This is a genomic window from Sorangium sp. So ce1504 (assembly GCF_051521635.1).
In the GTDB taxonomy this organism is placed as follows: domain Bacteria; phylum Myxococcota_A; class Polyangia; order Polyangiales; family Polyangiaceae; genus Sorangium; species Sorangium cellulosum_B.
The window spans coordinates 3793997-3808137 of sequence record NZ_CP150365.1; the positions used below are offsets into that span (position 1 = coordinate 3793997).

The following is a 14141-nucleotide window of genomic DNA, read 5'->3' on the forward strand; positions in this document are numbered from 1 at the left end:
TGCGATCACCTGTAGACGAAGACCCCCTTCAGATCCTCGGTCTGTGAGATGGGCGTGCCGTCCTTCTTCGAGGTGGTCCTGAACTGGTAGATCATCCCCGGGATCAGCGCGGGACCGTCGTAGTCGACAGAGACGTTCTTGCTCCCCGACACACCGGGCACCTCCAGGTTCTCCCAGATCTTCGCGCCGAGCGCGTCGAACAATCTCACCTCGTACAGATCTTCGCTGGAGTCGTCCGCGAAGACGAACGTCGGTGTCCCGCTCACCTCCTCCAGCGTGCTCGCGCCGGGCGAGACCACGCCGAGCGCGCCCGTCACCTTGAACGACTCCTGGACGGGCAGGTCCTGGCCGGCGACGGTGATGCGCACGATCTCGGTCCCGCCAATCGACGTGTCAGGATCCCGCACGAGCGCGTCGTCCTCGAACGCGGCGAGGACCACGTAATCGCCATCGGGCACCCCGGCGATCGAGAAGTCGCCGGTGACGTTGCCTTGCCGGAGCCCTCGCGGGGCCTCGCCGCGCGCGGTCGCCTCGTCAAAGGTATCGGCCACGACGAGGATGACCGAGGTCTCGCTCCCCCCTGGAGCATTCACGATCTCGACCTTGCCGCTCACCACCGCCGTCGCGTCTCCGGTCGCGTGGAGATCCACGCCCGTCGTCTCCTTGCCGGCGCTGACCGTCGCGCTCGCCGTGTCGAGCGCGAGGTCGGCGGCATAACCTTTCACCGTGACGTCGCCCGCAGCCACGTTGTAGATGGTGTAGCTGCCGTCGAGATCGGCCGCGCCGGTGGCGCCGCCTGCGACCAGCAGCGTCCCGCCAGGCTGGTCGGCGTGGACGACCCCGGAGATGGAACCGAGCTCCTCGCTGTCCGAGAGCGGCAACAGCGAGATCTCCGTCGCCGCCGACTCGATCGCGAGCGGTTTGCCCGCCGCCGTGGATAGGTCGATGGGCAGCGCGACCCGCGGCGCCTTCGGGAACGTCTCGTACGTCTGCGCGTCGGCGCGCAGCGTGATGTTGACCTCGATCGGAGCGCCGCTCGCGTCGCGCCGCGCGGGCACGACGAGCTCATACGTCCCGTCGGCCCCGGTGACGGCCACCCGGGAGATCACCGCGTCGCTCGGGTCCCGGGCGAGCACGCGCGCGCCCGCGATGGCCTTGTCGTCGAGCGAGTCGTAGACGCGCCCCCTCAGCGTCACCGGCTCGAAGCAAGCGGGCTCGGCGCCCTCCACCTCCTCGCACACCTGCGGGGCGGCGCACCCCGTCTGCGCGGCCACCGAGCAGCTCTGCGGCTGACCCTCGTCGTCGCCGCCGCACCCCATCCCCATCAAGGCGCACAGCATCCCAACAGACATCGAGCGCATCACCATCGACTCGTCTCCTTTCAAACCACGTCTTGTCGCTGCAAGCTCAGCTTTTCAGCTCGTGAGCGGCCAGCGCCGCGGCCTGCGATCCTGTCGCCGCTCCGAGCAGGGACAGTGAATCACGCAGGCGCGGCGGGCACCGAGCAGGGGGAACACATCCCTCCGGTTCTTCTGTGTCTTTCATGGTTCAATCCCTGTCCTCGAATCCAGGGAGAACCCGGGCAAGCGTAGGGCTAGTTCAAGATGACCTGGCAGCAGCCGGTGATGCAGTAGTAGCCTGCGGCACAAGGCTCCTGGCCGGAGAGCCCGCACGGCTGGACCTCCGCCGCGCACTGGCCTTGGGGCTCGCCGGTGGGCCCGCCGCCGCTGCCGGTCGCGTCTCCGCCGCCGCCTGTCGCGGCTCCGCCTCCAGCTCCGCCGCCCCCGGCGCCGGTGCCGGACTCGAAGCAGTCGTCTGGCAGCGTGTCCTTGCCAAGGCACAGCTCGCAGCGGCCGCACTCGTTCAGGCAAGCATCCACGGGCGTGCAGGGCTCGCAGCGGGTCGGGTCGGACTCGTGGCCGCGCGAGCAGGAGCCTTCACCGGTGCCATCGGCGTCGGAGCCGAGCCAGACGTACTTGCCGCCGCCCGCCGGCAGCTCGCAGCAGCCGAAGCAGTCGCAGCCGTTCGGCGTGAGCGGACCGCAGATCGTATGGCACATATCGGACTGCTCGTCGTTGAGATCGCTGCAGCTCTTGCCATCGGCGCCCGGCGTCGAGGTCCCGCTGTCATAGGCGCACATCGTCCCGTTGATGGACTCCGGGTGAAACCCGGGCGCGACCTCGTGCTCATCGCACTTGTGGTTCCAGTGGCAATCGTCGTTGCCGGAGCCGGAGTCCTGGTCGAAATAACAGTCGACGGTGCACGCCGGCCCCGCCTGGCCGGGGATCCCGCCGTAGTAGCTGCCCTCGGTGTTGTCGCACGGGCCGAGGCAGTCCGGATCCTGCGCGTCGACGAGCCCATCGTCGTCGTTGTCGACGAGATCCCCGCACGCGTACGTCTTGCCCTGGCACTCGACGATGCTCGTCGGGGTCGCCATGCCTCCGCCCGCAGCGCCGGTGCCGGCCCCTCCGCCGCTCGCGGTGCCGCCGCCGCTCGCGATGCCGCCGCCGCTCGCGCTACCGCCGCCGCTCGCGGTGCCGCCGCCGCTCGCGGTGTCGCCTCCTCCCGCGCCGCCGGATGGGGCGGCGCCGTCAACGGTGCTGTCGCTACAGCCGGCGCTGAGGGTGAGTCCAAACAGGGCGGTCACCAACGAGAGAGAGAGAGCTAGGCGCATGGTGTCTCCAGAGGTGGCTCAGGCGCTCCCGTCCGCAGCGCGAGCTGCGGAGCGGGACTACCGGCGCGTTCATCCGGAGCAGTTCCGCCGCGGTCAGGTCACGGCTCAGAAAAATGACCGATCGCGAAAAAAACGCGGAGCCATCGCGAAACCGGCGTGTGGTCGTGGGGTGATAACCCACGTTGTGCTCGCAGTTGTCTCTTCGTCTTCCAGGTGGCAACCGAGCGGGCACGCTCGTCGCTCTCATGGGGTCGCGTGCCCGCTGCGCGCCAGGGCCGCGCGCAGCGGCGGTCACGCCGCGTGGTCGCGCCGCCTTCGGGCGCCCAGGCCCAGCGCGCCCGCGAGGAGCGCCACGAGGCCGACGAGCGCGCCGCCGCGCTCGCCTCGCTGCATCGCGCAGACCAGCCCGGACGAGACCTCCGGCTCCGTGGACCCGCCGCCGCTGCTGCCCGCACCGCCGCTGTCGTCGCAGGCGTCGCCGACCCCGTCGGCGTCGCCATCCCCCTGATCCGCGTTGGCCGCGAGCGGGCAGTTGTCGTCGCCGTCCGGGACGCCGTCGTTGTCGTCGTCCGCGTCATCGACGTCGCAGGCGTCGCCCTGATAGTCCTCGTCGTTGTCGGCCTGATCCGCGTTGGGGACGGAGGTGCAGTTGTCCTGCTCGTCCGGGACGCCGTCGTTGTCGTCGTCGTCCTCGCAGGCGTCGCCCTGGCCGTCGCCGTCGCTGTCGGCCTGATCGGGGTTGTACTCCTCGTCGCAGTTGTCCGCCGCGTCGCTCAGGCCATCTCCGTCCACGTCCTCGCAAGCGTTGCCCACGCCGTTGTCGTCGGCGTCCGTCTGATCGGGGTTCGGCACGTGCGGGCAGTTGTCCGTCTCGTCCGGTATGCCGTCGCGGTCGCCGTCGACGTCGGCCCCGAGGTCGCAGGCGTCGCCGCGGCCGTCGCCGTCGCCGTCGGTCTGATCCTGGTTGGGCACGTGCGGGCAATTGTCCTCTGCGTCCACGACGCCGTCGTTGTCGTCGTCGTCCTCGCAGGCATCGCCGGTGCCGTCGCCGTCCGTATCTTCCTGGAACAGATTGGGCACGACGGCGCAGTTGTCCTCCACGTCGACCACGCCATCGTCGTCGCTGTCGGGATCGCAGGCGTCCCCGAGGCTGTCCCCGTCCGCGTTCTCCTGGCCAGGGTTCTGATCCACAGGGCAGTTGTCCTCTGCGTTGCGCAGCCCGTCGCCGTCGGTGTCGATGTCGGGCTCGCAGAAGTCGCCGACGCCGTTGCCGTCGCTGTCCTCCTGGTTCGGATTGCGCGTGGCAGGGCAGTTGTCGCAGAGATCGCCGATCTTGTCGTCGTCTCTGTCCTGCTGGAGCGAGTTCGGGACGTCGCGACAGTTGTCGACGTCGTTGTCGATGCCGTCGCCGTCGTCGTCACCGGCCTCACAAACGTCGCCGGTGCCGTCTCCATCGGAGTCCACCTGATCGGCGTTCGCTGTGCCAGGACAGTTGTCATCGGCATCCAGGACACCGTCGTTGTCGTCATCGTCGTCGCAGGCGTCGCCGGTGCCGTCCGCCTCCGCATCCGACTGGTCCGGGTTCATCGCGACAGGACAGTTGTCGCACGCGTCGCCGACGCCGTCGGAATCCGAATCCCGCTGATCCCGATTGATAGCGGACGGGCAGTTGTCGCACGCATCGCCGAGAACATCGCCGTCGGCATCTGCCTGGTCCGGATTCTGGGTCTGCACGCAGTTGTCCAGGGGATCCACGACCCCATCCAGATCGGTATCAGGGTCCTCCGCCCAGCCGGTTGCTGGCAGGATCAGCCCGAACAGGCCCGCCACGAGCCCCACCGAGAACCGTCGCCCGCGCGACCGCACGCCCCTCGTCCCCGCACGTTTCATCGCGCCTCCATTCGTCATGGCCTTCATGGCGACAGCTTGGTCACGAACACGTCCGTGCCCTCGCCTCCCTCGATCCGCTTTTCCCCGAACGTCACCTTCCCGGTGAACGCGCCGGTCACGTAGACCTGCCTGTCGCGGTCGATGGCCACGCCCGTCGCCCGGTCCGCGCCGGCGCCGCCGAAGCGGTGGCTCCACCGGTAGACGCCCTCCGGATCGAGCTTGGCCACGAACACGTCGTCGTCCCCCGCGCTCGTCACCGACCCGTCCGCCAGCGTCGTGTCTCCGCGGAACCCCCCCGCGACGACCACGTCCCCCGCGCCGTCGACGAGGAGCTGCCCCAGCGACGCGCCGTCCTCGCCGATCACCCGGCTATAGATGTGCTCTCCCGTCGAATCGAGCTTGGCCACGAACACCGCCTGGTGCTCTCCGGCCGCCCGAGGGCCCCCGCCGAGATCGATCGTCGCGCCGAACTCCCCGCCCACGATCACGTTGCCCGCCCCGTCCACCGCGACCGCCTTGGCCCGCTGCGGCCCCGCGTCGCCGAAGCGCTTGCTCCAGCGGTGCTCGCCGAGCGCGTCGAAGCTCGCCACGAACACATCGAAATCCCCGGCGCTCTCCAGCGGATCGCCGCCCAGATCGAGCGTGCCGGCGAAATCTCCGATCACGATCGCGTTGCCGCGCTCGTCCATCGCCACGGCGCGGGCCTGCTGATCGAAGCCGTCGCCGAACCGCTCGCTCCAGAGCGGCGCGCCGTTGTCATCGAAGCTCGCCAGGAACACGTCGCTGCCACCGGCGCTCTCGAGCCGGTCCTCGCCGACGTGCAGCGCGCCCGAGAAGCGGCCGGCCACGACGAGGCGCCCCATCGCCGTCGCCGCGACGCTCGTCGCCGCCTGGAAGCCGATGCCCCCGAGCGGCTGCAGCCACAGCTCCTGCCCCTCCGCGTCGAGCCTCGCGACGTAACCGTCTCGCCCGCCGGCGCTCGTCCGCGGCTCGCCGCCGAACTCCAGCGTGCCGGAGAACTCCCCCGCGACCAGGAGGCCCTCGTTCCCGTCCGGCACGAGCGCGTTCACCGTCTGCGGATCGAACGCACCGAAGCGCTTCAGCCCGAGCCCCGACCCGTCGCTCGCCGAGAGCCGCGCCCAGAAGACGTTCTCCTCGCCGATCGGGGTCACGCTCTCGTCGTCGAGGGCCACGTCCTCCGCCTTCGTGAGCCTGCCAAGGAGCGCCGCGGTGCGGTCGTCGGCGACGGCCACGCTCGCCCCTGCACGCTCCCCGTCGCCCCCGAGCGCGCGCGCCCACTGCACCTCACCGCCCGACGGCCGCGCGCCGCCGCCGCCTTCGCCGCCGGCCCCCGCAGGGGTCGACAGGCTGAGCTCGGGCGCGCAGCCGAGCACCGCAGCGCCGAGCGCCGCAGCGCCCACCATCACGACGCCAAGCGCCGCGCCGGCTGTCGCCGGGTAGAACCGCCGTACCCTCATCAGAACACCCCCTGCCACACCACACCCTGCGCCGTGGGCGTCGCGATCGGCACGAGCGACGAGGCCCGCTCGCCGCCCGCCCCGGGCCGCAGGAGGATGCCGCCCAGCGCCGCGCCCACGCCGGCGAGGCCGACCGCGCCGAGCGTCACCGACAGCCCCAGGCTGCGGTTCCACCGCGCCCGGAGCGCCTCCATGCTCTCGAAGTCGTGGACGCCCCGATCACACACGGACCCGGGGCACTCGTCCTCGACCCGAGCCCGCGCGGCCATGTGGTCGGCAGCGAACACCGCGCCCCCCGCGAGCGCCGCGAGCCCCACGCCGCCCGCCGTCCATGCCCACAGCGGCACCGGCGCGCGGGGCTCCGTCGGCGCGTCCACGGGCGGCAGCTGCCCTCCGCCCACGTTTGCGCCCATACTCCCACCCGCGGCTGCACCTGCCTTCGGCTCGGTCGACTGCCCCGGTACGAGGCGGATGCGGACCTCCACCGGCGCGCGCTCCGCCTGCTTCAGCGTGACCTCGCGCCGCGCCGTCTGGAAGCCTGGCGCCGCCACCACCACCTCGTGGCGACCGGGGTTGAGCTTGCGCGGGTAGGGGAGCGCCGCGCGGGGGATCGGCTGGCCGTCCACGCGCGCCTCGATCTGGTCCAGCGCCGGACCCTCGACCCGCAGCTGGAGCGACGGGATGCGCGCCTCGAGCTGCTCGACCATCGCCGCGGCGGCCGCCCGCGCCTGCGTGAACACCGGCGGCTCGTCGCTCCCGAGGGGCAGGTGGACGACCTCGTAGGCCGTCTCCCGGGCCTCGATCAGGCGACCGAGCGCCTCGTCGGCACGCGCCAGATCGAGCCCCGTCGTGGGGGCGCGCACGAGCGCATGGGCCGCCTGGAAATCCTCGCGGGCGCCGGCGACGTCCCCCGCGTCGCGCTTCTTGCGCCCCTCGATGAGGAGCGTCCGCGCGGTTTGCCGATCGGCCGCCGAGGGCTCGGCCCGCGCCGGAAGCGCCCCGGCGACCGAGAGGACAGCCAGGGCTATGCCTGCGGCGCGGGAGGCACGGGGGCGCAACAATTTCATCTCATCACCAAGCCGCCCGGGACAGCCCCGGACTACTCGATCATGATCGCACGCCGCTCGCGCGGGGGTCAACTACGCCAGCGCGCGCGCATCGTGCTCATCGGGCCATGGCGCGCGCAGCGCGTTTGGCGTCGATCGTGTTGATCACGTCGATCACGTCGATCACGTCGAGCCACGCCCATTGCGCTCACCGCACGTTGGCGTTCGCGACTCGCTCCGTTCACGTGGCCGGGCGACTCTGGGGCAGGGGCACGGCCGCCGGCTGGCCGGCAACCCCCTCCCGCTCCCTCGGCGGCGAAACCGATCCTCCGGCGCTGAGAGGCGCCTCGCTCGGCGCGATCGGCGTGAGATCGGCCGTCGCCGGGCCTCGGAGGACGCGGCCCATGGCGTCGAAGCGGGCGCCGTGACAGCGGCAGTCCCAGCTGCGCTCCGCGGAGTTCCACGAGACCACGCCGCCGAGGTGGGTACACATGGCCGACATCTCGTGGATCTGCCCTTGCGGATCGCGGTAGACGGCGAGCTTCTTCAGGCCCCTGCGCACGACGGCGCCGGCGCCGGGCGCGATCTGCGCCACGTCAGGGACATCGCCCTTGCCGAGCCATGAGGCGTACTGGCACGCGACATTGAGGTTCTCCTTCGCGACCTCGGCGACGGCGGCCAGGCTCAGGTTGACGCGGGTGGGATCGAAGAGCGACGCCATCCGGCTGTCGCGGCCCTGCACGAGGTCGGAGATCACGAGGCCCGCGATCGTCCCGTGCGTCATGCCGTTGCCACAGTCGCCCGTGGAGATGAGGATCCTCGATCCCTTCTTGATGCGACCGATGTACGCGAGGCCGTCGGCCGTCTCCATCACCTCGCCGGACCAGCGGTGCAGCACCTCGCCGGCCTGCGTGAAGCGCTCTCTCGCCCACGCTTCGAGCCGCGCGTGGCGCTGGTCCGCGTCGCTGGCCTGTCCGGTCTTGTGGTCCTCTCCTCCCACGAGGAGCACCTCGTCAGGGTCGTTCGCGCCGTTGATGTTGGCGAGGCGGACGTAATGGAACGGTTCGGCCGTGTCCCAGTAGAGCCCCGGTGGGACGGCGCCCCGCGGGATGCGCAGGCCGACGACGTAGCTCCGGTAGCCGGCTTGCTTCAGGTGCACGGCGATGCGCGGAAGGAACGGGGAGTTCGTGGCGAGCACGGCCTCTCTGGCGATCACCCGGTGCCCGCGCGCCGTCTTGACGACCACCCCGTGAGGCACGGTGTCCTCGTCGACGTCGACCACGTGCGCGAGCGTGTAGAGCTTGCCGCCGTCGCGCTCGATCGCCCGCGCGAGCCCCGCGAGGTACCTGCGAATATGAAACTGCGCCTGATCGGGGAAGCGGACCGCGGGCCCCGTATCGAAATCGAGCAGCGGCGCGCGGTCGACGTAATGGGTCGAGCCGAGCCCGGCGCGGTGCGCGGCCTCGATCTCGTCCCGGAGGGTGGCCGGTGGCGATCCCGGGGCTGTGAAGAGATAGCCGTGGACGCGCCGGAAGTCGCAGTCGATCTGCTCTTCCGCGACGATCCGCTCGATCGTCTCGATGGCCGCCGTGTGGCTCCGTGCGGCGAGGCGCAGGCGGCTCTTGCTGTGCAGCTTCGCGAGCGAGGCCCAACGCCGGTCGAGCGCGTGCGTGATGTGCGCGGTGGTGAGCCCTGACTCGCCCCCGCCGATGGCGCCGTTGTCGAGGACGACGACGCGTTTGCCGGCCTTCGCGAGGAGATACGCCGTCGTCAGCCCGGCGATCCCCGCGCCGACGACGCACACGTCCGCCTCGTGGTCGGTCGCGAGGGGGGTCATCGGAGGGATGACGGCGTGGGTCCAGGCGGTGTTCTTATCGTAGGCTCGCTCCGTCATAGGCGCTCCGCGTCTGGACGCCGAGCGCTTTGGCCCGGCGCTTCGTCTCGGTGATCGGTCGTGGGGTCCGCCCTCCGGGAGGCGTGATGATCCGCCGCGCCAGATGCCCTGGATGCGGCCTCGATGGCCGCCGCGCCGCCGGCGCGCGCGGGGGGACGCGCGCCGGCGGCGTTCTTCGTTCGCGCGCGAATGCGCGCTCGGGTGAGCTCGTCAGTACCCTCCCGCGGGTCGGCGGAGAGGTGGTTGAAGCGAGCGGGCGACAGGCGGGTGAGCGGCCGAGCGCCGTGCCGACGCTCGCCCGCGCGGCCCCTGTCGCCGCTGCACGCGAAGAGCGTGAGCGGAAAGAGAGCCGTGGCGCTCCTGAGCCAAGCCACCCACATCACTCGCGGAACGATGCAGATCGCGTACCGCGCCCACCGCCGCCCGGCGCGGCTTGTATGTTGGACGTGCCGCGGGGCTCGCGGTGGGGCATTCTGCCACGATGAGGCAACCCTGCGACGCGCGGCGCGCGTCCGAGCCCATCGCGGGCCGCGTGCAAGAGAACGGTTGGTCAGCGGGGAGCCCCGTCCAGGCGAGGCGCGCCGTCCAGGCGGGACGCGTCGTTCCGGCGGATTTAGGGGTAGCCGATCGTTGCCACGAATTCGCCGCGACAGCTGCTTGATTCGATCCGCGCGCACGCGTACTTGACGTCCACGACACAGCAGATTGAGGACGTTCGACAGCCCACAGCGAGGGGGTGCCGAACCGGCCTTGGCTCCACCGAGCGCCCGCGGCTCGGGCTCTTCGTCGAGACATGGAGGATGGATGAAAGCGCACTTCGTGACGAACGTGGCTCGGATTGCTCTTCTGACGAGCATGGGACTTCCCCTGGGCTGCAACGGCTGCGACTCGGAGCCTGAGGACGGCGTCACCTCGTCGGCGAGCGGCGTCGGAGGCGCCGGCGGGCAAGGCGGCGAAGGCGGCGTCGCCGGGCAGGGCGGGGCCGGAGGCGGCGGCGGGCAAGGCGGTGAAGGGGGTGCCGGGGGACAAGGCGGGGTCGGAGGCGCCGGCGGCAGCGGTGGCGTTGGCGGCGCCGGTGGCAGCGGTGGAGTCGGCGGCGCCGGCGGCAGCGGTGGAGTCGGCGGCAGCGGTGGAGTCGGCGGCGCCGGCGGCAGCGGTGGAGTCGGCGGCGCGGGGGGGCAAGGTGGCGAAACGGGCGCCGGTGCATCAGGTGGGGTGGGGGGCGCAGGCGGCGACGGAGGCGCGGGCGGCAGTGGCGGCGGCGAGCCTCCGGCGTTCCTCGGAGATGCCCTGTGGGGGCTCGGCGCCGGCGAGGCGAAGAACGAGCGAATCGAGGCGATCGCGGCGGATCCGCACGACGACGTCGTCCTGGTCGGCGGCTTCGAGACGGCGATCAACTTCGGTGGCGAGGCGGACGCCCTCGTGAGCGACGGTGGTCTCGACCTCTTCGTCGTGAAGCTCGACGCGGCGGGAGGCCACGTCTGGAGCAGGCGTTTCGGGGGCAAGTCCGATCAGGTCGCGTTCGCGGTGGCCACGGATTCGATCGGCAACGTCGTCGTCGCCGGGGAGTTCGAGGGAACCCTCAACTTCGGCGCGGACGCGAGCACGGAGCTCGTGAGCGCCGGTGGGAAGGACCTCTTCGTCGCCAAGCTCGACGCCGACGGCAACCACCTCTTCAGCAAGCGCTTTGGCGGCGAGCTCGACCAGGGCGCCACGGCCGTGGCCATCACCGAGGCGGGCGAGATCGTCGTCCTCGGCATGGTCGACGGCAGCATCAATTTCAGCGAGGCGCCCGGGACCGCGCTCGAGGGGAGCGGCGGTCCCAACGTCGTCGTGGCGAAGCTCGACGCCGGCGGCGGCCACCTCTGGAGCCGGCGGTTCGGGTCCGCGGAGAGCTGGCAGCGCTTCCGCAGCATCGCGGTCGGCGAGTCGGCCCTCTACGCGGCCGGCGCCTTCGGCGGAAGGCTCGAGATCGACGGCCACGTCGTGGAGAGCGCCGTCGACGGCTCGCGCGACGACGAGCCGATCTACGGCATCGATGGGCTCGTCCTGCGGTTCGATCTCGCATCGGGCAGCCTCGTCTGGGGTCGGTCGCTGGGCGCCCCTGGCGAGCAGTTTGCCAAGTTCATCGGCCTCGGCCTCGGCGGCCATCCGGTCGTCCTCGGCAACTACAGCGCTCCGTTCCGCGTCGGGCCCACGGACATCGAGCGCGCCGCCGTCGGGGACTACGACCTCTACCTGGCCCGGCTCGACGCAGAGACCGGTGAGCCGCTCGCCGCCCGTGGGCTCCCGTCCGCGGGCGACGAGTTCGTCTGGGGCTTCTCGCAGGACCCCTGGGGCAACCACGTGCTGAGCGGTTACTTCACCGAGGCGCTCGAGCTCGGCGGGGCGCCCGTGGAGATCGAGCCGCCCGAGTCGGGCGATGCGTTCGTCGCGAAGCTCAGCCCGGACTTCTCCGAGGAGCTCTGGTCCGACGTCTACCGCGATGGGGTCTTCTGCTTCTCGACGGCCCAGGCCGTCACCGGCAGCGGGAACACCGTTGCGGCTGGCCTCTTCCACGGCGAGCGGATCGAGCTCGGCGGCGGCCTCCCCGCCATCGAGCACAGCGCGCCTGTGGGCGATCGCAGCAACGGCGACGTCTTCCTCGTCACCCTGTCGCCGTGACGGACGATCGGGCGCGCAGGCGCCCCCGCACGCCCGACCACCGGCGGCGATGTGCCGCAGCGCTGCTCAGTTCGTCTCGTGGCGCGGCCCGACGGCGTCGGCGTGCCGTGCGGCGCTGCTGCCCTGCTCGCCCTCGCGCCCGCTCTCCTCCGGCGCGCCGCTCTGTCCGTCGCCGCGCGACTCGCCGCCCTTGCGGCCGATCTGCGCCATGTGTCCGCGGTTCTGGCTCACGGCCGCGCCGCCCTTGCGGCCGATCGCGGCCATGTGCTCGCGATTCTGGCTCACGCTCGCGCCGCCCTTGCGGCCGGCCGCGCGGGCCTCCTCGGAGCTGAACTCGTGGGCCGTGCCCTTCTCGTGCGCGGCCTTGCCGCCCATGCTCGCGATCGCGCGTTGCTGCTTCTGGTCCATCGCCGCGAACCCACGACTGCTGCTCTGACCGTGTTGCTGTGCCATGAGTCGTCTCCTTGGTGTCTGGGCGCATCGCTTCAGCGCCCTCACGGGGCGACCCAGGCGTGGTGCCCTGTGGGATCGTCGCTGAACGATGTCGGCTCCTCCGGGGGACTGCAACGTGAGTGCCATGAAGAGGGATCCATGGCCACGCGACGTGACCGGCGCGGATCCAACGGGGCTTCCGCGGATTCTCGTGAGCGCCCGGGAGCGTCCAGGGTGCGCTCCAGCAGGGTGAGGTGACCGCGATCCTCCGCGCGCGCCCGGGGAAGACGCGGTTTCTGCGCCGAGTGCGCAGCGCCGATCGCGTTGCGTCCAGCGCCGCTCAGCCCGGCCGAGACCGGCGTTCCAGCGGACGCCCCGCCGCGCGGCAGACTGCCCCACCGGTCGTGAGCGCGCGGGCCATCGCGCCTCGTCCGCGCCGCGCGGTCGAAATCCCACGGCGCCCTCTCGTGTGGACGACTCCAGCGCTCGCGACGTCGCCGACGTCACGGCCGCCGGGCCGCCGCGAGGATGAGCTCCGGTGCCCAGCGTGCTTGACGGCGCGCGTTCTCGATCGCCATCGCCGATCCCCCGACCGGCGTTGTCGGGCGCAGCCATCCGGCAGATCCAGGGCGCCGCAGTCGCGCAGATTCTGCGCGTCCGGGAGCCCGGCAGCTCAACCTGGGACGCGACAGCGTCGTGGTGACGCGTAGGCCCTGCGCCGCTGCGTCGCCGCGTTCGCATGCGAGCGGTCCGCCGAGGCGGCGGTTGGGCTGTCGCACGAGCGCCATACCGGGGGCGTGGAGGCCCCTACCGCTGTCAAGCGGCGCGAAGCGGCCCGTCAAAAACTCGACATCCGTGTGGCCCCCGAGTTGCTCCGCCTGTTGCCTCCCGGTCGCTGGAGCGTCACCGATGTCACGGTGACGCCACGCGCGAACACGTGATACAGAGCGGCCCGGCGTCATCAATCCATGCGCACCATGCCATCCCTGGAACGTCCCCGAATGCAAGAGCGGCTCACAACGGACTGCGATGAGGTCGCCGGCTCCGGCGGGCTGGTCGACGTCGAGCCCGAAGGCGCGCTGTTGAAGGACGCTCTGCGCGGCCTGGTCGGCGTGTTCGCTCTCCACGACGCGATCCTCATCGGCTATCTCGCCTTGACGACGATCTTCCTGCTTGGCGCGCCGCCGACGGAGCTGCGAGCGCAGTGCATGAACCGCAATCTGGCGGGCATCGCCGCCCTGGTGTCCGTCTGCGTGCTCGTGCGCCGCGCCACGTTCCTGGCGCCCTCGCTGCGGAGCGTCCTTTACCGACTCTCGCTCGTCGGCGCCTTCCTCCTCAACTACCTGTCGCTCCGGACCCTCTTGCCGACGGTCCGGAGCGACAGCGTCGACGCAGAGCTCCTCCACCTCGATCTCCTCCTCTTCCGCGTCGAGCCAGCGCTCTGGATGGAGCGCTTCAACACGCGCCCGATCGTGGAGTGGTTCTCCTTCTTCTATTTCAGCTACTTCTTGATCTGTTTCCTCTCGATGGTGCTGGCGGTATGGGTCGCCCGCCCAGGCCGGGGGACGACGGAGTACGCGGTCGGCTCCACGATCGTCTACTGTGTTGGCCAGCTCGGTTACATGGCGGTCCCTGCGTACGGCCCCATCCAGGCGCTGAGCCACCTCTATCAGGGGCCGCTGGACGGCGGCTTCTTCTGGGGCTGCGTGAGCAGCGTCGTGCAGGCCGGCGGCGCGATGAAGGACGTCTTTCCCTCCCTGCACACGGCCGCGCCGCTCTGGTTCGCCCTGTACACGTTCCACCGCGCCCGCACCGACCGGCGCCTCTTCTGGCTCGCCGTGGTGGCCGCGTTCTTCTCCATGAACATCATCGTCTCCACCATGCTCCTCCGCTGGCACTACGCGGTCGACGTCGTCGCCGGCGCGGTCCTGGCCGTGGGCACGGCGTGGCTCACGCCGCGGCTCGTCCGCTGGGAGGAGGGCCTCCGCGCCCGCATGGGTCAGCCGCAGCCGTGGAGCTTCCGGTAAGCGCGCCTCTCCGGCGCTGGCGCGCTCCAGTCCCGA

General features: G+C 71.3%; 9 protein-coding genes. 2 read left to right on the top strand and 7 right to left on the bottom strand.

Annotated features, from left to right (window positions below; genetic code table 11):
* Positions 1–5 precede the first annotated feature (5 nt).
* The 6 genes from WMF39_RS14440 to WMF39_RS14465 form a co-directional block, all read right to left on the bottom strand.
* Entirely contained in the window at positions 6–1361 is a 1356-nt protein-coding gene (locus tag WMF39_RS14440) for a hypothetical protein (protein ID WP_437746080.1), read from the bottom strand.
* 233 nt (positions 1362–1594) lie between these two features.
* Positions 1595–2674 carry a hypothetical protein gene (locus tag WMF39_RS14445; protein WP_437746081.1) on the bottom strand — a complete coding sequence of 360 codons (1080 nt, stop codon included), beginning with the start codon at positions 2672–2674 and terminating at the stop codon, positions 1595–1597.
* 291 nt (positions 2675–2965) lie between these two features.
* Positions 2966–4564 (bottom strand): thrombospondin type 3 repeat-containing protein, encoded by a 1599-nt coding sequence (locus WMF39_RS14450; RefSeq protein WP_437746082.1) that lies wholly within the window; start codon positions 4562–4564, stop codon positions 2966–2968.
* Positions 4565–4587: 23 nt separating this feature from the next.
* Entirely contained in the window at positions 4588–6042 is a 1455-nt protein-coding gene (locus tag WMF39_RS14455; protein ID WP_437746083.1) for an SBBP repeat-containing protein, read from the bottom strand.
* Positions 6042–7109, bottom strand: coding sequence for a PEGA domain-containing protein (locus WMF39_RS14460; protein ID WP_437746084.1), 1068 nt, complete (start codon positions 7107–7109; stop codon positions 6042–6044). The genes WMF39_RS14455 and WMF39_RS14460 overlap by 1 nt, the downstream gene beginning before the upstream one ends.
* Before the next feature lie 220 nt (positions 7110–7329).
* Positions 7330–8982, bottom strand: coding sequence for an FAD-dependent oxidoreductase (locus WMF39_RS14465; RefSeq protein WP_437746085.1), 1653 nt, complete (start codon positions 8980–8982; stop codon positions 7330–7332).
* Between the two features lie 804 nt (positions 8983–9786).
* Here WMF39_RS14465 and WMF39_RS14470 point away from each other — a divergent pair.
* The gene (locus WMF39_RS14470) at positions 9787–11646 is read left to right on the top strand and encodes a PE-PGRS family protein (RefSeq protein WP_437746086.1); all 1860 of its coding nucleotides are present in this window, start codon (positions 9787–9789) and stop codon (positions 11644–11646) included.
* A gap of 66 nt (positions 11647–11712) precedes the next feature.
* Here WMF39_RS14470 and WMF39_RS14475 read toward each other — a convergent pair whose 3' ends face one another.
* Entirely contained in the window at positions 11713–12099 is a 387-nt protein-coding gene (locus WMF39_RS14475) for a KGG domain-containing protein (RefSeq protein ID WP_437746087.1), read from the bottom strand.
* Between the two features lie 980 nt (positions 12100–13079).
* Here WMF39_RS14475 and WMF39_RS14480 point away from each other — a divergent pair.
* Entirely contained in the window at positions 13080–14105 is a 1026-nt protein-coding gene (locus WMF39_RS14480; RefSeq protein ID WP_437746088.1) for a phosphatase PAP2 family protein, read from the top strand.
* Positions 14106–14141 lie beyond the last annotated feature (36 nt).